The sequence below is a fragment of the Polynucleobacter parvulilacunae genome (assembly GCF_018881715.1).
In the GTDB taxonomy this organism is placed as follows: domain Bacteria; phylum Pseudomonadota; class Gammaproteobacteria; order Burkholderiales; family Burkholderiaceae; genus Polynucleobacter; species Polynucleobacter parvulilacunae.
On sequence record NZ_JACVPW010000013.1, the window covers coordinates 366,237 to 389,260 of the forward strand.

The following is a 23,024-nucleotide window of genomic DNA, read 5'->3' on the forward strand; positions in this document are numbered from 1 at the left end:
AAATTACTGTCCTAGAGGTTTCGGCAAATTGCCGGCATATTTAAAAAGCTGCCCCTCATATTCATTCAAAATCTGAGCCAGCGCATCTTGTAGACCTAATACTAAGGCCTCAGGTGTATTGTCTTTAAGGGCGACTCGCTTGGTATATCGGTTTGCACCAATCAGGGGATTTACTTTGCCCTTACCCGTTGCACTAAGGAAAAATTCTACACTTACAACCGCCTCTGGTTGCTTACGATAATCGCCATAAAACTCTTCTACTGATGCTTGCAAATAATAGTAAGGAAAGAGGCTGCTACTTTGACCCACTGTTGACGAGAAAATATTGGCCTTGTTCATCCACTGGCGCTCAGCATTTCCAATCATTTCAGCAGGAATAGTCGCGTAAACGTTATAAAAATCTTTTTCATAACGCTGATCACCCGTCCGGTAGACCAACGATCTGCCATCAAAAGGCGGAGTAACCGATACAGAACCTATATTGAGCCAAATATCTGTGCGAGCTTGGCGTGGCACCGTAGTTCTATCTGGCGTCACCATCCAAGTCGCGGGCCCTACCGGTGGTCTAGTGGGCAAAGAGCAGGAAACCAAACCCAAGATAACGAAGAAACATAGTATGAGCCTCTTCATTTCTTCACCCCCGACTCAGCAGCACTACTCTGTGGTGTGATTTTTTTCGGAGGATCGCTCCAAATCAAGCTTGATGGTGATTGGCTTGCAATGCGGCTAAATTCATTTAAATTCTCGCTCGCCTGCTTAATATTTTCTATTGTCAATACGGTATCGCCTTGAACACTAGTAATAGTCTGACGTAAAGAAGTGGTTGCCGCGACCAACTCGCGCATCAGAAGACCGATCTCCTCTTTGTCTGTTGCCTTATTAATACGAGCCATGATGACATTTAACTGCTTAACAGACTCGATCACGCCCTCATTGCCCTTGCCATCTCCCGCCATAAGAACATTGAGATTACCTAACAATGCATCCAGTTTCTTCTGAGTGCCATCGAGATTCATATTATTCAAAGCGCCGATCAGGTTCTGAATACCTGAAATAATTTCATCCGCCTGGTTTGGAAGAGATGGGATGACTGGGTACTCAGGCTTCCAAGAAAAAGGAAGTGGCGTAGTGGCTGATGCATTTGCAACAAAGTCAAACTCGATATAGTTCACGCCAGTAATGCCCATTGACTTTACGCGTGCTCGCAGATTATTTTTTACAAACTCGCTAATTTGGTTTTCGTTTACCTTGTCGCCAAAGATTTGCATTCTGACAACTACATACTGACGACGATCGTGAAATGGCAAGTCCCTTTCATAGATATCGCCAGATAATCCAATTGACGTGACCTGACCTATCTTTACCCCGCGGAACCGGACTGCGGCTCCCGCGTCCAAACCAGTTACAGATTGTTTGATATAGGTCTCAACCATAAATGATTTTTGGAAGAATTTACCTCCACCAAAAATGAGAATTACAGCAATCAGCACGCCAATTGCTGCGAGCACAAAAACGCCTAAGCGAAAATAATTGGGATTTGAGTTATTACTCATGCTGCGTCCTTGCTCATAATGCGATTAAAGAATTGATGCACTCGTGGATCTTTACTGGTATCGCGCAAAACTTTAGGATCACCCTCGGCGATGATTCCTTTTGCGCCTTTATCAAGCATGATCACCTTGTCGGCAATCGCATAGATGCTGGCAAGTTCATGGGAAACAATGACAAAGGTAATGCCTAAGTTTTTTGACAAATCCTGGATCGTGCTGTCGAGATCAGCAGAGGTGATGGGATCCAGGCCAGCAGATGGCTCGTCTAAGAATAATATTTTGGGGTCAAGCGCCATTGCTCGAGCAATCGCCGCCCTCTTTTGCATGCCGCCGCTAATCTCACTAGGCATGTAAGCCTCGTAAGGCAATAGACCAACGAGATCAAGCTTACAACGCGCCAATAAATCCATTTGGGCTTGTGTTAGCTGAGTATATTCCTGCATAAACAAGGTGACGTTATCAAGCAAATTCATGGAACCAAATAAGGCACCCTGTTGATACATCACACCAAAGCTAGTCATGATCTTCTGACGCTCCGCCCCAACTGCGGTAGTGATATTTTGACCTTCAATAAGAACATTACCGGACAGAGGTTGATAGAGTCCGAATAAGTTTTTTAGCAAACTGGACTTGCCGCAACCAGAACCACCTAGAATCACAAAAATTTCACCGTAATTCACCTTGAAATTCAGGTTTTGCATCAGCACGTTAGATCCATAACCTACGGTGAGGTTCTCTACGTCAATCGCGAATTGAGATTTATTCGGAGATTTTTCTGGCGTATCCATCAGAAACCTGTCTTATAGGAAATGAAGGCGAAGATGCCGTCGACCACCACGATTAAAACAATGCTACTCACTACAGCTCGGGTTGCTGAAATACCTACTGCAGCCGCTCCATTGCCGGTTTGCATACCGCGTAGGCAACCAACAGCAGAAACCACCACACCAAAAAGTGTAGCCTTGATTAATCCCGAGCCAATATCTTCGATATCAACAGCAGACAGCATGCCGTTATAGAAATTAATAAATGGAATGCCATAAATCAGCATCGTCAACATGGAGGAAAAAATACTGACGATATCGGCAAATAAAGTCAAAATTGGCGCGACTAGAATGCCCGCTAAAACACGTGGCACGACTAGAAAACGAATTGGGCTTAAGCCGCCAGAAACAAGCGCATCCACTTCGCTGTTCACAGTCATCGTGCCAATCTCGGCAGCAAACGCTGCTGAAGATCGTCCCGCCAACAAAATGGCAGTAATCAATGGACCCATTTCTCGCACAATACCCAGCGCTGCTAGTGGCCCTACAAAGGATACGGCGCCAAACTGCTGCATACCAATAGCCGCTTGGAAGGAAAGGATGACGCCAATCAAAAAGGCTACTAGTCCAACGATAGGTAACGCTGCGATACCTGCTTGCACGGCGGCATTCACAAAGTCACCCCAGCGCACTTGATTGGGGTGACGAATAGACCAAGCTAAATCAGATGCGAGATGCCCAGTAAATGAGATTAAGCCAACTGCATCATCAATTAAATTTTGAACGGCCATTCCAGTGCTAACAACAAAACTTCTTTTGGGCTTTACAGCAGGAACGGGAAATAAATTACTAATGGGGTTGAATTCACCAAGCAAAGGTTCGTAGCGTTGATCTAAGCCGACAACTTCAAACTTTGCACCCACTCTTGTTTGCGCTTCTTCAACGCCAATCAGAAATGCAATACCGGCACCATCCAAAAAAGTAACTTTGGATGCATCAAAAGTGAGTGACTTACTTTTGCTATCACCCTGCTTTAGCCATGCATCTTGAGAGTCGCGGATTTGAGTCCAAACCCCACCTAAGGAATAGACATTCACAATGCCATTCAGTGACACCTTTGCGGTATTGACGTCTTCTACTGCCCAAATGGCAACTGGGGCCTCAGAAACGGCAGAAATGGTGTCAGAAATGCTCATAAGGAGACTATAAGGGATCTGCGTGAAAGTACCGAGAAACCGCTAAAAAAGGAAAAGGGCCTAGTTTTTCAACTAGGCCCTTAATAAGGTGGTGCGGCTGGCAGGAATTGAACCCACGACCCCTTGGTTCGTAGCCAAGTACTCTATCCAGCTGAGCTACAGCCGCAACAGCCATAATTATGCCATGGAAGAGAAGAACTACATCACCCCCGCTGGACACGAACGTATCAAGACCGAGCTCCTACAGCTCTTGAACCTTGATAGACCGGAGGTTGTAAAGGTGGTGCACTGGGCCGCCAGCAATGGCGACCGGTCTGAAAATGGCGACTATATCTACGGGAAAAAGCGACTTCGGGAGATTGATAGACGAATCCGCTTCCTTAATAAACGTCTGGAATTTGCCGTAGTTGTCGATAATTCCGCCCGAAAATCTGGCGAAAGTGACTCTGAGCAGGTCTTCTTTGGAGCTACTGTGACCTATTCGGCCCTGGAGGGGTTAGAAGCCAACAAACAGACTGAGATCACCATAGTCGGTGTAGATGAGGTTGACCTGGATAAGGGGCACGTCAGTTGGGTATCCCCAATTGCAAAAGCCTTAATTAAGTCTCGGATTGGAGATTGTGTCTTTATTCAAACTCCAACTGGGCCCGCTGAAATTGAAATCTTAGACGTTCAATACCTTTAGAGTTGCGTGGTATTAGTGACTCTCGGACTTCTAGGCGGCACGAGTGCGAGTGACTCGCATTACATCAGGATTGGAACGTAAGCTGCGCATTACCTTAGAGAGATGCAAGCGATCGTAAACCTGGATCGTAAAGCGAATAGTGACTGAATCTTCTTTGAAGCGATCTTCCATAGAAACATTCATGATATTCGAATCGGCGGATGTTACGCTGCTTGCTACTCTTGCCAGCACACCCTTACCTTGTCTGGTATCAATTGCGAGGTCTAATTCAAATTCGCGATTAAGCTCTTTGCCCCACTCCACTTCAACCCACTTATCACTATCTTTAGATAGCATGCGCAATGCTAAAGGACAGTCGTTAGTGTGGACTTGTAGGCCCTCGCCTTTGCCGAGATAACCAATGATGTTGTCGCCCGGAATAGGATGGCAGCAGGTTTGAAAGTGAATAGAGTTGCCTTCACGACCATCTACCAAAATAGCTTGGCGTTGGTGGTGGTGACCCACCTCTTGATTTGGGGCGACCCAGTCGGCAACACCTAAGCGCATTTGCTCAGCGCCACCCTCGTCATCAATAAGAATCTTCAGACGAATGGCTAGCTCTTGGGGAGAGCGCCGACCTAAAGCGATATTGACGCAGGCTTCCTCGCGGGTTTTATCCCCCGTCCAGTGCATGAGTTTTTCCCAAATCTCTGGACTAAGTAAAGCGGCATCAACCCCTTGCTGGCGTAATGCATTTGCCAAGAGTCGTTCACCCAATTGAAGCGATTCAGAGTAGTGCTTGGTTTTGAGTGAGTGACGAATCGAAGCGCGGGCTTTACCAGTTCGCACAAAAGCCAACCAACCTGGGTTTGGTTGTGAGCTAGCAGACGTAATGACTTCAACAATGTCGCTATTTTTAAGTTCGCTACGCAAAGGCAACTGCAGGCCATTAATCTTCACAGCCACGCAAGTATTACCAAGATCACTATGGATGGAGTAAGCGAAGTCTAGAGCGGTTGCACCTCTAGGCAGAGCCCTAATCTGACCGGTAGGCGTAAAGACGTAAACCGCATCAGGGAACAAATCAATTTTGACATGCTCAAGGAATTCTTGAGAATCGCCACTGCTATCTTGAATATCAATCAAAGATTGCAACCATTGATGGGCTCGGTTTTGCACCTCACTCATATCAGGCGAACCATCTTTATAAGCCCAGTGCGCAGCAACACCTGCTTCAGCCACAGCATGCATATCTGTTGTTCGAATCTGAAACTCCACCGGCACCCCCGATGGTCCCAATAAGGTGGTGTGTAAGGACTGATAACCATTTAACTTCGGAATGGCGATGTAATCCTTAAATTTGCCAGGCATCGGCTTATATAAAGAATGCAGAATGCCTAAGGCACGGTAACACTCATCAATTGAATGTACCGTTACACGGAAGGCATACACATCTAGCACTTGTGAAAAACTGAGATGCTTTGAACGCATCTTGCTATAGATACTAAAGAGCGTCTTCTCGCGGCCACGCAGATCCACATCCAAATTAGCCTTAGCAAAAGCCATGCGAGAGGCTTGCAAAATCTTCTCGACCATTTCCTTGCGATTACCACGCGCCCGTTTTACAGCGCCTTCAATCACTCTAAAACGCATCGGCATAGAGTAACGGAAACTCAGGTCTTGAAGGTCGCGATAAATAATGTTTAAGCCAAGACGATGTGCAATGGGGGCGTAGATTTCAATTGTTTCAGCGGCTACTCGGCGACGCTTCTCCATCGGCACGGCATCAAGTGTGCGCATATTGTGCGTACGATCAGCCAGCTTGACCAAGATGACGCGGACATCGCGCGCCATAGCCATAAACATTTTGCGAAAGCTCTCTGCTTGCGCTTCTGCGTGACTTTGAAACTCTAATTTATCAAGCTTGGTTAAGCCCTCAACGAGCTCTGCGACTTTATTGCCAAACTTTTCAACCAGGTCTGCCTTGGTACAGCCCGTGTCTTCAATTACATCATGCAATAAAGCAGCCATGATGGATGGAGCATCCAAGCGCCATGTAGCGCAGAGCTCAGCTACAGCAACTGGATGGGTAATGTAAGGTTCGCCGCTATGACGATATTGACCCAAATGGGCTGCATCCGAAAACTGAAAAGCCTTCTTGATTTGCACAATCTCATCAGGCTTTAGATAAGAAAGCTTTGCAAGCAATCCCTCAATTGAAACTACCTGATGCTTTAGGGGAAGATTAGGCGCAGATGTTGGGCCAAATAAATGGCGACTCGATTGAGCCAACAAACTAGCAATGATGGATTTTTTACCGCTTTGATTTGAGTTGTCAGAATCGATGTCTAACAACTGGGCTTGAGCTGAGCCTTGTGATAAATCCAGCGAAGCATCTTTAGACGAGATGCTTCCTGATTTTTCCGATGTTTTGTCTATTCCTAAAGGGAGCTCCACACCGGAACTCCTTAATTACAGGGGTACTTTGGTCAACATGTCACGGTCAGTCACACCAGCAGCTACTTCACGTAAAGCAACTACAGTAGCTTTATCTCTGGACTCAACGCGTGGGGAGTGACCTTGTACCAATTGGCGAGCACGATACGTCGCAGCCAAAACCAATTCGAAACGATTTGGGATAGTTTTAAGGCAATCTTCTACAGTAATACGGGCCATGCTGAACTCACTTAATTTAGCTTCAATACCTATAGGATAACTGATTAGACCCCGAGTCGCTTTAAAAGGGCTGGATTCCTGGCCATACTGGGCCCAGAACGCAAGCGGCTCGAAGCCAATATATGCTTTAAATCGACCAAGGCTTGATCAAACGAATCGTTTACTACGATGTAATCCGCTTCGTGGGCATGCAGGAGCTCAACGTGGGCAGCTGCTACGCGGCGTTGGATAGTTGCCTCATCATCCTGACCACGCTTACGCAGACGCTCCTCTAAAGCCTCAATTGATGGCGGAAAGATGAAAATCCACTGCACAGAAGAAATTAACTTCCGAATTTGTTGGGCACCCTGCCAATCGATCTCCAGCATGACGTCACTACCCGCCTGCATTTGGGATTCAATCCAAGGTTTTGATGTTCCATAAAAATGCCCATGGACTTCAGCCCATTCTAAAAAGTGGCCTTGGTCGCGCTCTTGCAGAAAATCTTCTTTGGTCAAAAAGCGGTAATCCTTACCATCCACCTCGCCAGGTCTTGGGGCACGAGTAGTGGTTGATAGCGATAGCTTCAGCCCCGCATCATCTTTTAAGAGCGCGTTAACTAATGAAGACTTACCTGCGCCCGATGGCGCAACAATCATCAACATGCTGCCTTGATAGGATGGCGTCAGAGTGGAGTTAGTCATAAATGAAATATGGGTTACTCAAGGTTTTGAACTTGCTCACGCATTTGCTCGATAAATAACTTGAGCTCAAGCGCGGCTTGTGTACATTCTTCGGAAACAGACTTTGAACTTAAGGTATTGGCTTCGCGATTGAGTTCCTGCATCAGAAAATCTAAGCGCTTACCAACCGGGCCTTTGCCTGCAAGTGCAGTATCAACGGCTTGAAGATGGGTCTTGAGACGCGCAAACTCTTCAGCAACATCAATACGAACTGCATAGAGCACCACTTCTTGACGAATACGTTCCATCAACTCAGCGCCCGCCTTAGCCTGCTCCTGAGCAGCTAGCGCCTCAGCCAGACGTTCGGTGAGCTTTTCTTGATACTGAGAAACATATAAAGGAACCTTAGGCTCTATCACCTTAACAATATCGCGCATCTTGCCAGTGATGCTGGTAAGAACGCCAACCAAAGCTTTGCCTTCGGCGTGGCGACTTTCCATCAGCGCCGCGAGAGCAGCACGCCCCGCTTCGACTGCGGCAGTAATCCAACTATCTTCTTCGCCCCGCGGCTCAGAGACAACGCCAGGCCAACGCAATACTTCTGCAATGCTCAATTCTTGCGCTTTAGGAAACGCATCCTGGGCTTTTTCTTGCAGGGTGTACAAAGCGTCTAAACGGTCTTTGTTAATGGCGCCTAGTGCATGAGGATTGCTTTTAGCTGCACCTGCAGCTGCGCTATTCACACGCCATGCCGCTCTAAACTCCACCTTGCCTCGAGAAAGGCTTTGGGTGGCCATTTCTCGCAAGGCAGGCTCAGCCCCGCGGCATTCGTCCGGAAGACGAAATCCTAGATCCAGAAAGCGGCTGTTAACAGCCCTACATTCCACCTGCAGATCAGCAACTACACCAGCTCCTAGGGAGACTTGGCGAGAAGCGCTGCCATAACCAGTCATGCTCGATATCATATGGACATTGTAGATTCATTATTGAACTAGACCCGATTCAGACCTTAACCCCACAGGACCCCATTCCCATGAGTACAGCAAGCCCAGCCAATATTGCCCGCCCTAGCGGCCGCAAGCCAAAAGATTTACGCCCAGTTACCATTTCCAGAGCCTTTACCAAGCATGCTGAAGGATCCGTTTTAATCGCCTTTGGGGATACCAAGGTTCTGTGTACCGCCAGCATCCTAGAGAAAGTACCTCCCCATAAAAAAGGTTCTGGCGAAGGCTGGGTTACCGCAGAGTACGGCATGCTGCCCCGCTCAACGCATACCCGCAGTGATCGTGAAGCTGCTCGCGGCAAACAATCTGGTCGCACACAAGAAATTCAGCGTCTCATTGGACGCGCCATGCGTAGCGTCTTTGATTTAAAAGTTTTGGGTGAAAGAACTATTCATTTGGATTGCGATGTCCTGCAGGCGGACGGTGGTACGCGTACCGCATCGATTACAGGTGCTTTTGTAGCAGCCCGCGATGCAGTGAATCAATTACTAAAGAGTGGCGCACTAACTCAAGATCCAATTATTGATAGCGTTGCGGCAATTTCAGTGGGTATCTACCAAGGAGTTCCTGTACTCGATTTAGATTACCCGGAAGATTCTTCTTGCGATACGGATATGAATGTTGTCATGACCGGTAAAGGCGGCATGATTGAAGTGCAAGGTACCGCTGAAGGTGCCGCCTTCTCTAGAGCTGAACTCAATGCACTCCTAGATTTGGCTGACCAAGGCATCAAAGAGCTCACACAACTACAAATCGATGCTTTGAAATAAAAACCGCAATGCAAAAACTGGTTCTCGCCTCCAATAATGCCGGCAAGGTAAAGGAGTTTCAGGCGCTTTTAGCCCCCCTGAACTTTCAGGTCATCCCTCAAGGTGAATTGGGCATTCCTTCAGCAGAAGAGCCGCACTTCACCTTTGTGGAGAACGCCCTAGCAAAAGCGCGTCATGCTAGCGCTGCATCTGGCTTGCCTGCGCTAGCCGATGACTCTGGCATTTGCGCGCATGCTTTAAATGGGAGGCCCGGTGTTTTATCGGCACGTTATGCAGGCGAGCAAGGTGATGATGCCGCCAATAATCAAAAACTCATTCAAGAATTAAAAGATCAAGCAGATCGAGGCGCTCATTATGTTTGCGCTTTAGTTTTTGTCAACAACGCAAACGATCCGGAACCTATCATTGTGCAAACCCGTTGGTATGGGCAAATTAATGAACAACCATCAGGATCTAATGGCTTTGGGTATGACCCCCACTTCTTTCTACCTGAACAAGACTGCACTGCAGCCGAGCTAGAGCCTACCCAGAAGAATTTAATCAGTCATCGTGGTCAAGCTTTACGTGAGCTGATAATTCAGCTGAAATCACGCAACTGAAATTGCGCAACTGAAATCCCGTGCTTAATTCAAACCCCAATAAAGTGAGCCTTACCGCATTGCCACCACTGGCTTTGTATATTCACTTTCCTTGGTGCGAGAAGAAATGTCCTTACTGCGATTTCAACTCACATCAAATTAAAGAAGGTAAAAGTGGTTTTGACGAAGAGCGTTATATCAATGCGCTCATTGCTGACCTCGAAACTGAATTAGCCAATACCTGGGGACGTCAGGTTCATAGCATTTTTATTGGTGGCGGGACCCCTAGCCTGCTCACTGCAGAGGGAATGGATCGACTACTTTGCGCTGTACGTGCCCGCGTGAACTTAGAACCCGATGCTGAAATCACTATGGAGGCCAATCCCGGATCTATCGAAGCAGATAAATTTGCAGGCTTTGCCAAGGCGGGTATTAATCGAGTGTCAATAGGAGTCCAGAGCTTTCAGGATCAGCAGCTCAAGGCTCTGGGGCGCATTCACAATGGCGAGGAAGCTAGACGTGCAATTGCGATTGCGATGAAACACTTCAAATCAGTGAATCTAGATCTGATGTACGGCCTCCCCAATCAAACCCTAGAAGCAGCTAAAGCAGATATTGAAACAGCGCTGTCTTTTAAGACGCCTCACCTGTCTTTTTATAACCTCACACTAGAACCCAATACTTACTTTGCAAACTTCCCACCAAAGTTACCGAGCGATGATGAAGTTGATACCATCTTTGAACAAAATTTAGATTTGCTCACCAAGGCCGGTTACCAGCGTTATGAAGTTTCTGCTTATGCGCAGAAGAACCAAGAGTGCAAACATAATCTGAACTACTGGCGTTTTGGTGATTACATTGGTATCGGTGCCGGTGCTCACGGCAAGATTTCATATCCGGATAGGATCACGCGACAAGTTCGCGAACGTCACCCAGACACTTACATGGCAGCAATGGAATCAAAAGGCAATGCCATCATTGAAAGCCGAGAGATTCCAGCAAAAGAGCTTCCTTTTGAATTTATGCTCAACGCCTTAAGACTCAAAGATGGGGTTGATACCAACACCTTTGGCGAGCGTACCGGGCTCCCTTTAAATGTGATCAGCAAGGGCTTAGATGAAGCCAGTAAAAAAGGTCTGCTCGATCAAAATCCTTCAAAGCTAAAGGCTACTGATCAGGGTTTACGCTATCTCAACAATCTTCAAGAGCTATTTTTAAGTTAAAGTATTTACTTAATAAATATAAAAATCCGATACGGAGACAATCAATGGTTCAAAGTAAATATGCCGCTAGCCTCTTTGCGCGCGCTCTTTTTGTATGCGCTTTTATTCTTGGTACAAGCTCTATCTCCACTGGCGTCCTTGCGCAAGCTAAATCATGGCCAGATAAACCGATTAAGCTAATCGTTGGCTTTCCACCGGGCGGCGGCTCTGATGCAATTGCACGCATCATTTCCATTAACCTCTCGCAAATGTGGGGACAGCAGGTCATCGTTGATAACCGTGGCGGTGCAGCCGGAACAATTGCGGCCGACTTAGTTGCCAAGTCCCCTGTTGATGGATATACACTTGGCCTAGCTCACGTGAATGCGCTCTCAATCATTCCAGCGCTAGGTCAAAAGATGCCCTACAACGCATCCACCGACTTTACGCCAATTGTTTTGCTCGGTATTACACCAAACATTTTGATTGCGAACGTTGATGCTCCTGCAAAGAACGTCAAAGACTTGGTTGCCTATTTAAAACAGAACCCCGGTAAGGTCAGCTTTGGATCCGCCGGTAATGGCAGCACCCAACATCTTGCCTATGAATTGTTTATGCATATGTCCGGAACTCAGGCGCTTCATATTCCATACAAAGGAAGTGGTCCTGTTTTGGTTGACCTCATGGCTGGTCATATTACTTATGCTTTTGAAACCATGGGCGCAGCTACACCACACATTCAGAGCGGCAAAGTGATTCCCTTAGCTCAAACCCGCACTAAACGTTCAGCAGCCTATCCCAATCTGCCAACCATGGAGCAACTCGGTTATGCCGGGTTTGAGGCTACAGCTTGGTATGGCCTGATGGGTCCAGCAAAGCTGGATCCTAAGATCGTAGACAAAATTAATGCGGATGTGAATACCGTTTTACGCAAGCCTGAAGTTCAGGCCAAATTAGCGGAAGTCGGAGCGGAAGATGGCGGTGGCACTCCCGCTGCCTTTAGTAAATTCATCGTCAAAGACAGAAATCAATGGGCAAAATTAGTTAAAGATGCCAAGTTACAGGTTGATCTCAATTAATTCTTTGTATCAAATAAAAATGCACTCCAAGGAGTGCATTTTTATTTACCAAATACTGCGATATGTAATTACTCGCCTGAAGTAATTGCCATTTCTTGCGCAGCAAATGGATCCTTGGCTGGAGTTATTGGTTTAGGCGCAGCCTTTCCTTTTGTTCCTGGCATTAACTCAAAATCAGGCACAAAGACAGTCAAAGTGCTTCTGAGCTGATCAAATGGCTTGCGATCACCATCAAACTTCACCTTACCTTCGGCCAGGAGCTTCTCAAATGTAGTTTGACCACCCATGACTTGCTCAAGATCGCTGCGGTTTAACGTGATCGTCAGATTTGGATTCTTGGCCTGCTGACCTTTAATGTTTGTTAAGGCAGAGTTGCTCATCTCGATGACAAACTTTTCACCATTGTCTGGTGTAGAAAGATTAATCACAAAGTTCATATCCGCTGCTTTTTTGCTATCCATGCTAATAGCCAAAGCATTAAGCCAGAGCTCTGTTGTCATGCCTTTAATCATGTCAGGACCATTCGATTTTGGCGAAGCCCCGGTCGGCATACCATGACGCAGCTCATAAGCAGCGCCCAAGAAACTGTTACGCATACTTGGGCTCTCTTTTTGATAACCGATTTGCTCGAAGATATCAGCCAATAAATCTTTTGCAGCAGTATTGTTTGGCTGCGCATAAACCAATTTATTCACGATCTCCATAGCTTCGCGGTACTTGCCTTGCTTATAGAGCTCCCTACCCTTGGCCATAATCTTGCCAGAACCACCCATCATCTCCACATAGAGTGGTGCCGAATCTCTTGGCGATAGCGGCGCCAATGTTGCTGGGTTGGCATCCCAATAACCTAAATAGCGATTAATAACAGCACGGCTGTTGTGCTCCTCAGACCCATGGTAACTATGCGCTGCCCACTGCTTCTTTAAACTCTCGGGCTGCTTGTATACGTTCTGGATTTCGTTAATCGTGACACCATTGTTTGCTAAATGGAGCACCTCATTATGTAGATGGGCATAGCTATCGCGCTGAGTGCGCATTACTTCTTGAATGCGTTCATTGCCCCAACGTGGCCAGCTATGAGAAGCAAACATCACTTCACTCTCATTGCCATAACGATATAAAGCGTTATTAATATTTTTTGACCAAGCTAATGAGTCTCGAACCAAGGCTCCACGCAATGTGTAAATATTGTGAATCGTGCCCGTAATATTTTCCGCCGCCCAGAATGCCTTGAATTGCGGGAAGTAGGTGTTCATCTCCGCAGGTGCTTCAGTTCCAGGGGTGTTTTGGAACTCCATCTCTACGCCATCAACTGTCATTTTTTCATATGGCTGATTGATATAGACATTAGGCTCAATCAAGCCCAAATTACCAGCGGCTGTATTTTTACCAATCGATTGATCTACGTGGCCAAATGGGCTACGGGGTAATAACACGCCATACTGAAAGTACATTCTGCGAGTCATGGCATTGCCAGCATAGACGTTCTCGGCAATCGCATGATCCATAAAGCCTGCCGGGGCAATTACCTTAACCTTGCCGCTCTTAACATCTGCCTCATCAACAACACCACGCACGCCGCCGAAATGGTCTCCATGCGAATGCGAATACACCACCGCTACTACCGGGCGCTTGCCGAGCTTTTCATTGACAAGTTCCAGTGCTGCGCGAGCAGTTTCTTTTGCAGTTAGTGGATCAAACACAATCCAGCCGGTATTAGTCTTGATAAAGCTAATGTTGGCTAAGTCAAAGCCACGTACTTGATAAATTTTTCCTGGCACAACTTCATATAAACCGTAACCCATATTGAGAATGGCTTGACGCTGCAAAGAAGGATGCACGCTGTCAAAATCTTTGCCTTGCAATAGGAACTCATAGCTACCCATGTCCCACGCCACATTGCCTGCATCGGCCATGATGGTCTTATAGGGAGGTGCAGCTATAAAACCCCTTTTAGATTCCTCAAAATCACGCTTATCTTCAAATGGTAGTGTTTTGCGCAAACCATCCTGTAAGTCAACGGTATAAGTTGAAGGCATCTTGCCCTTAGAGTCAAAGTGTTTGCCCTGCATTGCGCCAGGATCAGCTACAACACCACCTCCACCGGCAGCTACAGCTAATCCAGAAGATATCAAGGTAACTGCAATTGAAATTTGAGTAAGTTTGATTTTCATAAGAGCCTAAAGTAAAAATGCTGTGATTACTTCAATGATATGTTTGAGTAAATCAATGGCAATTAGCCCTATAGCTAATATTTAAAGGCCAATTAAGGCGCCTTAAATTGCATAAGCTGCAACCAAAGGCAATCCAATAAAAAAAGTTGTTCCTTTGTCAGGTGATGACTCAAACCAAATTGAGCCGCCATGTCTCATCACGATGTGTTTGCATAACCAGAGGCCAATTCCCATACCTGACCCCTTGGTAGTCGAAAGAAGCTCAAACATATGATGCTGGATTTCTGGGGCAATTCCTGAACCATTGTCAGCAATAGATATCTGAATACCCATGTCAGTTCGTTGACCTCGAACGGTAATTTTTTTATCTGACTTATTCACTACCTTTAACGCTTCAATTGCATTATTCACTAGATTCAAGAGTACTTGCTGAAGCTCACCCTTATTTGCGGTGATGTATAGATGATCCTCCAACTTCATCACCATCTGGATATTTTGCTTAATAATTTCTGGGCGGGCAATCGTCAGCACTAAATCAATTAATTGGGCAAGATCGACTTTTGCTGAAGCTAATTTTTCTTCAGCAAATACTGACTTGAGGGAGCGAATAATATTTGCCGCCCGCTGGTTATCCGTCAACAAAGAGTCCAAAACTTCTTTTTGCAATGTGGGATTTAATTCCCCTTCCGCCAGTTTCTTTTGCAAGAATTGAATATTCAGACTGGAGGCTCCAAGAGGTTGATTGAGCTCATGTGCAATGGAGGCTGACAAAGCTCCTGTACTGGCAGTCTTGTTGGCCTTGAGCAGAGAACCGATCAGGATGTCCCGCTCTTTCAGAAGTGACTTAATTTCTTGATTTTCATGAGTAGACTGCACATTTTCTTTTGCAATTTGCTCAGCCCAATAACTACCAATGGCTATATATGAGAGCGTATTCATTACCAATTGAGAGATGGTGAAGAGAATCAGTATTTGAGGTATCTGCTCAACATGCTCAATACTTAATGCTGATGCAACTAAAATTACAAATCGACCTATTGCAAAAAACATTTCAGCAAAGCTTGCACATTGCATATAAAACAATTGTTTTGAGGGCGATGTTTTTCTTTTTATAGCTAACTCATAGATTTGCCAGCAATAAAAAATGCTGGCAATACCAGCCATCACAAGAGTTCGAATCTCAAAAGTTCCGTACAGACGCATATATTCGAATGTAGGAATAAAAATGAGGACTGAAGCTGAGGCAAATAACTTTGCTTGCCTAGAAACCTCTCGATTGAGTGACTGACAAAATAGAGCTTGCAATAGCGCGGCGATGTAAAAGAAGCTATTGGCTACCGTGAAATTAAATTCAGGGTTGGCAATATTTTTGATGGTGATGACTCCCGCCCCAAAAATAAATAGCCCCACCACACTCACTATGAGCGAGGACATCCAGTACAGACTAGGCTTCAGTAAATTTTGGGAGCGGTAATAGTGATAAATACCAAAAAACAGACCCATCTGAATAATGGCCAGAATAAAGAAGTAAATAGAAATAAGTACCTTCATGTTCGCTATGGTACATCCACCCAATTGATTCGTTAAAATGCCTGCCATGCGGCTTTTTAGTAGATTCCAGTTTCTTTTATTTATCACCCTCTTTGTCGCTGGGATTAGCTTTGCGCATGCTCAATCTGCCCTCTACAACGCCGCTAACAATTACCTTAAAAAGCGGGCCGACGCCTTCATGACCATTACGGGGTATTCGCTTACGCCCGATGTCACTACAGGCTCTCTATCGATACGCAACAAAGATGGCGACAACTCTGACTTACAGATGATCTCCTTGGGTGGTGGCGATCGTATTAGCGCTAATTTCCCGCTGTATTTAGAAGGCACCTTGGCTGTTAATCGCTATAACCCAAACTTCTCAGATGGGATCGGCAATAGCTCTGTCACGGTTCCCGTTCACTGGAATAGCGTTACTGGTACCGGAGGTGTTGGCTGGGACTTTCCAATTACAAATGAACTGCGCTTTCGCCCGATTGCCAACGTCATGCTTGGCCATTTAGAAAGCGATCTTTCGATTGCCTCTCGAGTGATTCAAAATCAGAAAGGCGTTGACTTGCAGTTTCTCAATGGTGGACGCATGAACTCCTATGGTTTGGGTGGTTCTGTCATGCTGGACTATGAGAACTACAAACCCAATCAAGAGATCGATGTGGAATTGCGCTATACGAATATCCCAGTACAGACCTTTGATAGCTCAACAGCCGTTCAAGGTTCAGCTGACTCGCAGAGTCTGGCGCTTTGGGCTAGAAGTCGCATCCCAACTCCAATCACTTTATTGGATAGACCCCTTCGTGCAGTCTTTGAATTAGCCCATACAGAATTCCTGGGTGACTTACGGGGAGCCCTGGGATTTAACTCCCTATCCTCGGTTGGCACCGGTATTGAATTGGATCGCAGCGCCTCAGACCCGATCTTCACTAGAGTTAGAGTGGTGTTTCGCTATCAGTTTGGCCAAAACGTGCATGGCACCTCTATTGGCTTAGCCGCTAGCTTCTAAACCCACTAAAAGGAGCGAAGATTTGATGTAAATCAAATCATTCGTTGACCTCCGCCCCGAACGAGAGAATGATCAATATTAGCTATTAGGCTAATTTATCGAGCACTTGCTCGCTTTGAGGAAAAACACATGAAAAAAATCAATGAAAATCGTCGTCTTATCCTTAAAGGAGTTGGCGCTTTAGGCACCAGCGGCATTCTGATAGCCTGTGGCGGTGGCTCTAGTGGTGGATCATCTTCCAGCTCTTCTAGTGGCGGAAGTGGCGGCGGAACATCCTCCAAAGGTACGAGCGCGCCCGTTTGTGCAGGTGCATCAGCCACCATTCCTTTGACCATTGACGCTAGCGTAGGTGCAACCGGCATTCCAGCCACCGTTCCAATGTATGCCTATATTGTTGGTCTAACTGCCGCAGGCGGAAATACCTACTACCGATATAACCCAGCTACTGGACAGAACAAACCCGTGCAAATGAATCCCACGGCTGACAATACCAATGCAGCAGGCACCTGTGCTGGGATGACCACCGGCAGCACCAGCGCAACAACCAACTGCCCCACTGTTTGGGCTGACTATTCCATCCCACTGGATCGTAGTTGTGCCACTTTAGTAGCAGATCTTGCTAGTTTTAATGGCACGAATATGCCTGGCCTTGGGACTGGCAGCAACGCATTTAGTGGACGAATTTATATTTCAGTTGGCAAGCCTCTTCTGCCATTTACGCCGCTTGCTGGGGTCAATACCAATCAAACCACTGGCTTTCCGGCAACAGGCTATACAGCCCCTGCTTTAGCATCTGGCACCCCTGGCTCCCTTTGTTTGTACGATTGGTTGGAGTTCTCATTTGATAGCAATCAAGCGCTCAATATCAACACTACCCAAGTGGATCAATTTGGTTTCCCGATCTCTATGACAGCTACCGGAACCGGAATGACTGGCGGAGAACAAGGCGTTCTCAATACCAGCCGCTCTTCTATCATGAGCAATTTAGGTGGCCTATCCAACACTCTTTTTAATAGCTCTGTTGCGGTCCCTACCACTGGCGTGAGTGCAGATGCTTATCCAGCTAGCGTCTATACAGCTAACACATTACGTGCCGTCTCACCTAAAACAGTTGCAACTGCAAGCGATACATTCTTTACCAGCACGATTGCTACTTGGTACTCCAACTGGACAAGCACTCCTGTTGTTACTTATGATGCGGCGTCTGGTTATTACTCGGGAATGGTTAGCGGCGGAGTTCTTTCCTTCAAAACAGGAAATCTTGCAAACGCATCTAGTTGGAATAGTGGTGGCAGCGTCCAATTCACAAATACTCAAATTACTTCCTATGATGTATGGCAATGCGCCAATTCTTTAGCCAGTGGATCTGGCGATCAAAAGAATGTGCAAAAGATGCTGGCCGCTGCCTTTCAACGAGGAACAATGGCCAATGCCAATTACTCATTGAATGACACGCTTGGAGCCAGCTTCTCACCTCCATTGAGCGGTAACTATGCAAGTTCAACATCGAATACTTGGGCGCAGAAGTTCCATCAATTCAATAGCAATGGGCTTGCTTATGGATTCCCATACGATGACGTAGGCAGTTTGCAACCTACGGTGACAACAAGCTCTGGTACCACATCTGTAAGCATTCAGGTGGGCTTGTTTTTATAAAAGAGATGAAGTCTCGGCCATATTCATTAAGACGGGGCTGAAAGCTAGCCCCAATATCATTATGAGTAATACAATACTTATTAATGCTATTTCTATAGTATTTACCAATTACCGCATTACCAGCTATTGGTGATGCGCTTTAAATATCTTAAGGATCAAACCATTATGAAAAAAATTATCATTGCTGTCGTTGTTGCTGCAATTGCAGTTGGCGGCTACTTTTACCTCACAAAACCAAAAGCACCTATCGCTGGTGTAGCTGCCCAAGAAGCTGCGCTTCTTTATGACGGTGAAGTAACCAAGATCGATGCTGCTACTCGCACCGTTACCTTGAAAAACAAAGATGGTGAAACATCTATCGTTGCCGGTCCTGAAGTAAAGAACTTTGCAGAAATTAAAGTGGGCGACCGTTTTGATGTTGTTTATGAACTTGCTGTAGCCATTGAATTGGTGAAGGTAAAAAATCCAGGCACAACTAGTGAGCAAGTTAGCACTAGCACTACAACTGCTCCACAAGGCGATAAGCCAGGCATGATCACCACAAATACTGTTACTGCAACAGCTAATGTTGAAGCTATTGATACAGCTAAAAATATCGTTTCTTTAAAAGGTCCACAAGGAAACATTTTCAAGGTTAAGGTTCAGAATCCTGACTTGTTGAAAGATATTGCTGTAAACGATCAAGTAAAAGTGGTTTACACAGAAGCCATTGCTGCAGTAGTTAGCGCACCAGCAGCCAAGAAGTAATCAAGAAATGCAGTAGTTCTATGAAAGTTCCTTTGTAGCTCTTTTCTAGGAGCTAGAAAGACAAAAGCCCAGCAAGTGATTGCTGGGCTTTTATTTTGACTTTGCGGAAGAGGCGCTCTAACTAACCAATAAATTGGTAACTTCTTTGGCAACTATTAAGGGATTCAGGTTATAAGCCCGACTCCTCATAGCACCCAGGAAGAGTCTACCTCCGCAATGACTGCTAACGACCTTGATTTCAACCCGCCGAAGCGGGTCTTCCGTACAGACTACTAACTTAATATTTACAAACCAACCGTATAAGTCGCCATCACAGTAGTTGTTTGAACGGCTTGGAATGGCTCCTGACGATAGATGCCAGTAACCCCTACTCGCTGATTCTTTTCAACATCGTAGTACGCGCCAATAGTGGCTGTTGGTCTAGTCTTAACCGGATTGGCATTGAAGTTTATTGGTGTCAGGCCACTCAATCCAGTGGCTGAATATGTGCCGTTCGCCGTGTTGGTATCAGTTTCCACGCCAGCGCTACCAAAGACCCCTGCCTGCGGAATAAAACTGTAGCTTACTCCTAACCCTGCTAATGCAGTTGTAGCATTCGTATTGAGGGCCGAGTATGTAAGTGGTGCTGTAACTATGGCGCTAGTACCTTCGGTATAGCCACCCATATTGTTCTGGGTGTAACGAATTCCAACGTATGGAGAAACAATCACTGCCGGTAGTACCGCAAAGCCATACTTAGCTGTAACTTGTGCGCCTTGGCTATTGAGCTGCGATGAACCAGATCCAGCTTCTGATGTGCCAACCACCTGACGATTGATAGTCGTATTCTTCTGACCGTAGGCAGCAGATACCTTTACTTCAGTGCCTGTGCCATCAATGTGCTCATTCCAGGCACCAAACACACCAATTACTGGTGTGTTATTGCCCAAAGTAACTGTAGAGCCCGCATTGTTTACCGATAGATTTTGGTCAACATACGCGCCAATACGATAGTTCTGATGTGGGCGATAAGCTGCGATCAATAAACCGCTAGTGTTATTCAGTCCGTTTGCAGCAGACACAGCAGTGTTACGACCGCCTACTGAAATACAAACACCATTTTTAGCAAACTCATTACAGTCATAAGCAAAGCTATTAGCTAGAACAGAGTTTTGCAGTGTGTAGATGTTTTGTAGTGCCGATGCAGTATTTACTAAAGATTGCTGAGTATCAGCTACGTTAGGAGTAAATACCAAATACACGTCATTGGCATCGTAAGTCAATCCATAACCCAACCTTGTGTAAGAAGACAGGTTGGTTGTTAGATTACCAAATGAACCAGTGACCCCACCATTTGCGGTTAGTAAGGTGTACTTACCCGGAGCATAAGAACCTGAGCTAGCAGTTAGAGATAAAGCACCAGCCAAAGAAGCTGCACCCAGAACCTTGAGTTGTTGAGTAGCGCTTGGAGCTAAATTCATCGCCAAATTACCAGTCGCTCCTTGGTTATAGCTATTAACGGTCACATTGCCGCTCTTGCCGGCAATGTTTAGCGTACCGTTATTGGTAATACCACTCGATTGAGAAACTGAGCCAGCGCCTGACAGCGCCAAAGTGGCACCACTATTAATTGTGGTTGATCCGGTATAAGTGTTTTCACCAGAGAACGTTACGGAACCGCCGCTACCACTATTGGTGATAGTCATCGAACCTGGAGAACTGGCAGAGGCATTTGAAATCACGCCAGTAAAGTTTGATGCGACACTATTTTGATCGATCACGCCATTATTGCCATTAACAGTAAAGTTATTTGCAATATTGCCAGTCGAAGAGACTTGCAATGTGCCGCCATCAAAGACAGGATTGACTGTCGTGCCAAGATTGGAAGACTGATAGATAGTTCCAGCCCCAGTAATATTGGTTGCAACTGGTGGCGGAGGTGCGAGTGCAGCAACCACCAAATTCCAAGTTGTAGAGTTCGCACCAGCGATTAACTCCCACTTGTATGAGCTATTGAAGTTAGTCCAGGTATTGAAGATGGAGGAGTAATTTGTAATTCCAAGGCTATCTACACCCAACAGAACACCAGAATAAGTGTTCGCTGACAAAGTGGATAAAGAGGACACACCAAATGTAGTGGATCCAGTAATTCCAAGCCCTGCATCTAACGTTCCAAAACCAGTGGGGGTAATGATAATGTTGTAATTCGTTGGCATTACCCCGAAGTACTTAAGCCCACTTTGTGCGTTGTTCAGCGTTCCAATCGATGCACTACTTAAGCCATTATTGTTATTAATTCCACCTAGAGAACCAGTGAGAGCGCCCCAGTTCGTGATCTGATCAATTCTTGCTGCTGCAGGGCCATTATTATGGTTATAGATAGCAAAGTCAGCCCCGGAGATTGTTCCGCTATTAACAATCGATTTAATCGTGCTACCTTCATTTTCAATACCATAGCCTGTCACACTAGTGATTTGGCCACCAACAGCATTACTAATGCCAACAGTACTAACAGTGCCAATTGTCCCTCCAGCTCCGTTATAAATTCCCCATGCACCTGAAATCGTTCCCGCGTTTGAAATCCCTCCAATTGAGCCGCCGTCGTTGTAAATACCATATCCGCCACCAGAACCGGTAATTGAAGCGCCACTAGAATTGTTTATCGATGTAATGGATGCAGAGCTATTAATACCGGAGCCTGCAAAAGAGCCGCCAGCAATCAAACCGCCGCTAAAGTTGTTTATCGATGTAATGGGTCCGCTAGAATTGATTGCGTCGTAAAACTGCGATTGGACTGTATTGTAATTATTAATTACTCCTATAGTTCCGCCAATGTTCTGGATACTGTACAGATTGGCCGCAATAGTTCCATAGTTATTGAGAGTGGTAATTTCACTTCCGGAATAAAGGGAAATTCCAGTGCCAGAATATGAAGTAGTTGCAGGATCAAAACCAATATAGGCTGTAGCTAGGGAACTTGATCCATTATTTAGGGTAGAAATTTTTGCGTTACTACCAGCATATAGCTCTACACCAATACCGGCACCAAAAATTATTCCTAAATTGGTGAATGACGTTAATTGAGTTGGGTTGCTGAACTTAAAGCCATCATTGGTAGTGACTACAGTACTATTTACATCAAAGGTAGTTGCATTTGTAACTGGAATGCAATCTGTAACCTCTGGAGTATTAATTGCATACTGCGTTCCCCCTGCGACTGTAGGTGTGAGGCAACTTGCGACTGCATGCCCTGATAGATGCAACGAAATAAGCACTAAAAACGAAGTAACAGATAACTTAAATTTCACTCTCTTAACCCTTATAAATATAGGGTTTAACTTTAGAGAAATTCACTCTTCTTCTGTTTTATTTTTTACATGAATTAAGTACGAAATTACATGTAATCCTGCTATTTACCTTAGGTATTTGTTGTGTGTAATATCTGCTCATGCCTACATCTACAGAATTCGTCAATCTCAATTGGTTACTAGAGGACTCCGAGCCAACATCGGAAGCCTTGAACAATCAAGATATTCCTTGGACTGAGGCCCCAATACCAAAGCAAATTGGGGTAGGCGGATATGAAGGCTTGTTTCTAACCAATGACATTGTGATTTATCACTCCAACTTTCAATTCAATCCGAAAGTTAGCGGACAGTTGGTGCCTTTGGCTACTGTAACAACTAAATTCAAAGAGCCAACACTAATGATCCAAACCCTCGCCAAGGGAAGAGTCATTCACAAAGATAAGTTATCTACTAATGATTTGATT

The 23,024-nt window shown here is 45.7% G+C and carries 20 protein-coding genes and 1 tRNA gene; 9 read left to right on the forward strand and 12 right to left on the reverse strand.

Annotated features, from left to right (window positions below; all coding sequences use genetic code 11):
- Positions 1–3: 3 nt before the first annotated feature.
- The 5 genes from ICN18_RS10255 to ICN18_RS10275 all read right to left on the reverse strand — a co-directional run bounded on the left by ICN18_RS10255 (position 4) and on the right by ICN18_RS10275 (position 3,676).
- Positions 4–630 carry a PqiC family protein gene (locus tag ICN18_RS10255; RefSeq protein WP_216190429.1) on the reverse strand — a complete coding sequence of 209 codons (627 nt, stop codon included), beginning with the start codon at positions 628–630 and terminating at the stop codon, positions 4–6.
- The gene (locus ICN18_RS10260; protein WP_216190431.1) at positions 627–1,553 is read right to left on the reverse strand and encodes an MlaD family protein; all 927 of its coding nucleotides are present in this window, start codon (positions 1,551–1,553) and stop codon (positions 627–629) included. The genes ICN18_RS10255 and ICN18_RS10260 overlap by 4 nt, the downstream gene beginning before the upstream one ends.
- The gene (locus ICN18_RS10265; RefSeq protein WP_216190433.1) at positions 1,550–2,338 is read right to left on the reverse strand and encodes an ABC transporter ATP-binding protein; all 789 of its coding nucleotides are present in this window, start codon (positions 2,336–2,338) and stop codon (positions 1,550–1,552) included. Before ICN18_RS10265 ends, ICN18_RS10260 begins: the two co-directional genes overlap by 4 nt.
- Positions 2,338–3,510 (reverse strand): ABC transporter permease, encoded by a 1,173-nt coding sequence (locus tag ICN18_RS10270; RefSeq protein ID WP_216190435.1) that lies wholly within the window; start codon positions 3,508–3,510, stop codon positions 2,338–2,340. The genes ICN18_RS10265 and ICN18_RS10270 overlap by 1 nt, the downstream gene beginning before the upstream one ends.
- An 89-nt stretch (positions 3,511–3,599) precedes the next feature.
- A tRNA-Arg gene (locus ICN18_RS10275) sits at positions 3,600–3,676 on the reverse strand.
- Positions 3,677–3,694: 18 nt separating this feature from the next.
- On the opposite strand from ICN18_RS10275, the gene greB reads away from it, so the two are divergent.
- A complete protein-coding gene (greB, locus tag ICN18_RS10280; RefSeq protein ID WP_216190436.1) occupies positions 3,695–4,195 on the forward strand; it encodes a transcription elongation factor GreB in 501 nt (166 codons plus the stop codon).
- Between the two features lie 30 nt (positions 4,196–4,225).
- Here greB and ICN18_RS10285 read toward each other — a convergent pair whose 3' ends face one another.
- The 4 genes from ICN18_RS10285 to ICN18_RS10300 are packed head-to-tail and all read right to left on the reverse strand — an operon-like array spanning position 4,226 to position 8,477.
- Positions 4,226–6,631, reverse strand: coding sequence for a RelA/SpoT family protein (locus ICN18_RS10285; protein WP_216190437.1), 2,406 nt, complete (start codon positions 6,629–6,631; stop codon positions 4,226–4,228).
- A 15-nt stretch (positions 6,632–6,646) separates the two neighbouring features.
- Positions 6,647–6,850, reverse strand: a complete 204-nt coding sequence (gene rpoZ / locus ICN18_RS10290; protein ID WP_011902918.1) for a DNA-directed RNA polymerase subunit omega — start codon at positions 6,848–6,850, stop codon at positions 6,647–6,649.
- Positions 6,851–6,894: 44 nt separating this feature from the next.
- Positions 6,895–7,533: a guanylate kinase gene (gmk, locus tag ICN18_RS10295; protein ID WP_216190438.1), complete on the reverse strand. Its 639-nt coding sequence runs from the start codon at positions 7,531–7,533 to the stop codon at positions 6,895–6,897.
- A 14-nt stretch (positions 7,534–7,547) separates the two neighbouring features.
- Positions 7,548–8,477 (reverse strand): YicC/YloC family endoribonuclease, encoded by a 930-nt coding sequence (locus tag ICN18_RS10300; protein ID WP_216190439.1) that lies wholly within the window; start codon positions 8,475–8,477, stop codon positions 7,548–7,550.
- A gap of 68 nt (positions 8,478–8,545) precedes the next feature.
- Here ICN18_RS10300 and rph point away from each other — a divergent pair, with 68 nt between their 5' ends.
- From rph to ICN18_RS10320, 4 genes are read left to right on the forward strand one after another with little or no spacing between them, the layout of a single operon-like run.
- Entirely contained in the window at positions 8,546–9,286 is a 741-nt protein-coding gene (gene rph, locus ICN18_RS10305; RefSeq protein WP_216190441.1) for a ribonuclease PH, read from the forward strand.
- Between the two features lie 8 nt (positions 9,287–9,294).
- The gene (gene rdgB / locus ICN18_RS10310; protein ID WP_216190442.1) at positions 9,295–9,885 is read left to right on the forward strand and encodes an RdgB/HAM1 family non-canonical purine NTP pyrophosphatase; all 591 of its coding nucleotides are present in this window, start codon (positions 9,295–9,297) and stop codon (positions 9,883–9,885) included.
- A 20-nt stretch (positions 9,886–9,905) separates the two neighbouring features.
- Positions 9,906–11,087, forward strand: coding sequence for a radical SAM family heme chaperone HemW (gene hemW / locus ICN18_RS10315; protein ID WP_216190443.1), 1,182 nt, complete (start codon positions 9,906–9,908; stop codon positions 11,085–11,087).
- Positions 11,088–11,131: 44 nt separating this feature from the next.
- Positions 11,132–12,145, forward strand: a complete 1,014-nt coding sequence (locus ICN18_RS10320) for a Bug family tripartite tricarboxylate transporter substrate binding protein (protein WP_255532204.1) — start codon at positions 11,132–11,134, stop codon at positions 12,143–12,145.
- A gap of 68 nt (positions 12,146–12,213) precedes the next feature.
- Here the strand turns inward: ICN18_RS10320 and ICN18_RS10325 are convergent, their stop codons facing one another.
- On the reverse strand, positions 12,214–14,319 hold the full coding sequence (locus ICN18_RS10325; RefSeq protein WP_216190444.1) for an alkyl/aryl-sulfatase: 2,106 nt from the start codon (positions 14,317–14,319) through the stop codon (positions 12,214–12,216).
- A gap of 102 nt (positions 14,320–14,421) precedes the next feature.
- Positions 14,422–15,870 carry a sensor histidine kinase gene (locus ICN18_RS10330; RefSeq protein WP_216190445.1) on the reverse strand — a complete coding sequence of 483 codons (1,449 nt, stop codon included), beginning with the start codon at positions 15,868–15,870 and terminating at the stop codon, positions 14,422–14,424.
- A 46-nt stretch (positions 15,871–15,916) separates the two neighbouring features.
- On the opposite strand from ICN18_RS10330, the gene ICN18_RS10335 reads away from it, so the two are divergent.
- The 3 genes from ICN18_RS10335 (at position 15,917) to ICN18_RS10345 (ending at position 19,273) form a co-directional block, all read left to right on the forward strand.
- Positions 15,917–16,870, forward strand: a complete 954-nt coding sequence (locus ICN18_RS10335) for an autotransporter domain-containing protein (protein WP_216860019.1) — start codon at positions 15,917–15,919, stop codon at positions 16,868–16,870.
- 129 nt (positions 16,871–16,999) lie between these two features.
- Positions 17,000–18,526 carry a beta-1,3-glucanase family protein gene (locus ICN18_RS10340; RefSeq protein WP_216190447.1) on the forward strand — a complete coding sequence of 509 codons (1,527 nt, stop codon included), beginning with the start codon at positions 17,000–17,002 and terminating at the stop codon, positions 18,524–18,526.
- Positions 18,527–18,691: 165 nt separating this feature from the next.
- Positions 18,692–19,273 carry a hypothetical protein gene (locus ICN18_RS10345; RefSeq protein ID WP_216190448.1) on the forward strand — a complete coding sequence of 194 codons (582 nt, stop codon included), beginning with the start codon at positions 18,692–18,694 and terminating at the stop codon, positions 19,271–19,273.
- Positions 19,274–19,557: 284 nt separating this feature from the next.
- On the opposite strand, the gene ICN18_RS10350 is transcribed toward ICN18_RS10345, so the two are convergent.
- Positions 19,558–22,560 carry a beta strand repeat-containing protein gene (locus tag ICN18_RS10350; RefSeq protein WP_216190450.1) on the reverse strand — a complete coding sequence of 1,001 codons (3,003 nt, stop codon included), beginning with the start codon at positions 22,558–22,560 and terminating at the stop codon, positions 19,558–19,560.
- 140 nt (positions 22,561–22,700) lie between these two features.
- On the opposite strand from ICN18_RS10350, the gene ICN18_RS10355 reads away from it, so the two are divergent.
- Positions 22,701–23,024, forward strand: a 324-nt coding sequence (locus tag ICN18_RS10355; protein WP_216190452.1) for a hypothetical protein, incomplete at its 3' end; no start/stop codon positions are given.

Excerpts from the sequence above, each read along its gene's own strand:
- ICN18_RS10340 (WP_216190447.1), top strand. The coding sequence starts at position 17,000 with ATGAAAAAAATCAATGAAAATCGTCGTCTTATCCTTAAAGGAGTTGGC.
- rph (WP_216190441.1), top strand. The coding sequence starts at position 8,546 with ATGAGTACAGCAAGCCCAGCCAATATTGCCCGCCCTAGCGGCCGCAAG.
- ICN18_RS10345 (WP_216190448.1), top strand. The coding sequence starts at position 18,692 with ATGAAAAAAATTATCATTGCTGTCGTTGTTGCTGCAATTGCAGTTGGC.
- gmk (WP_216190438.1), bottom strand. The coding sequence starts at position 7,533 with ATGACTAACTCCACTCTGACGCCATCCTATCAAGGCAGCATGTTGATG.
- ICN18_RS10270 (WP_216190435.1), bottom strand. The coding sequence starts at position 3,510 with ATGAGCATTTCTGACACCATTTCTGCCGTTTCTGAGGCCCCAGTTGCC.
- rdgB (WP_216190442.1), top strand. The coding sequence starts at position 9,295 with ATGCAAAAACTGGTTCTCGCCTCCAATAATGCCGGCAAGGTAAAGGAG.
- ICN18_RS10325 (WP_216190444.1), bottom strand. The coding sequence starts at position 14,319 with ATGAAAATCAAACTTACTCAAATTTCAATTGCAGTTACCTTGATATCT.
- greB (WP_216190436.1), top strand. The coding sequence starts at position 3,695 with ATGGAAGAGAAGAACTACATCACCCCCGCTGGACACGAACGTATCAAG.
- ICN18_RS10335 (WP_216860019.1), top strand. The coding sequence starts at position 15,917 with ATGCGGCTTTTTAGTAGATTCCAGTTTCTTTTATTTATCACCCTCTTT.
- ICN18_RS10330 (WP_216190445.1), bottom strand. The coding sequence starts at position 15,870 with ATGAAGGTACTTATTTCTATTTACTTCTTTATTCTGGCCATTATTCAG.
- ICN18_RS10260 (WP_216190431.1), bottom strand. The coding sequence starts at position 1,553 with ATGAGTAATAACTCAAATCCCAATTATTTTCGCTTAGGCGTTTTTGTG.
- ICN18_RS10320 (WP_255532204.1), top strand. The coding sequence starts at position 11,132 with ATGGTTCAAAGTAAATATGCCGCTAGCCTCTTTGCGCGCGCTCTTTTT.
- ICN18_RS10255 (WP_216190429.1), bottom strand. The coding sequence starts at position 630 with ATGAAGAGGCTCATACTATGTTTCTTCGTTATCTTGGGTTTGGTTTCC.
- ICN18_RS10300 (WP_216190439.1), bottom strand. The coding sequence starts at position 8,477 with ATGATATCGAGCATGACTGGTTATGGCAGCGCTTCTCGCCAAGTCTCC.
- rpoZ (WP_011902918.1), bottom strand. The coding sequence starts at position 6,850 with ATGGCCCGTATTACTGTAGAAGATTGCCTTAAAACTATCCCAAATCGT.
- ICN18_RS10265 (WP_216190433.1), bottom strand. The coding sequence starts at position 2,338 with ATGGATACGCCAGAAAAATCTCCGAATAAATCTCAATTCGCGATTGAC.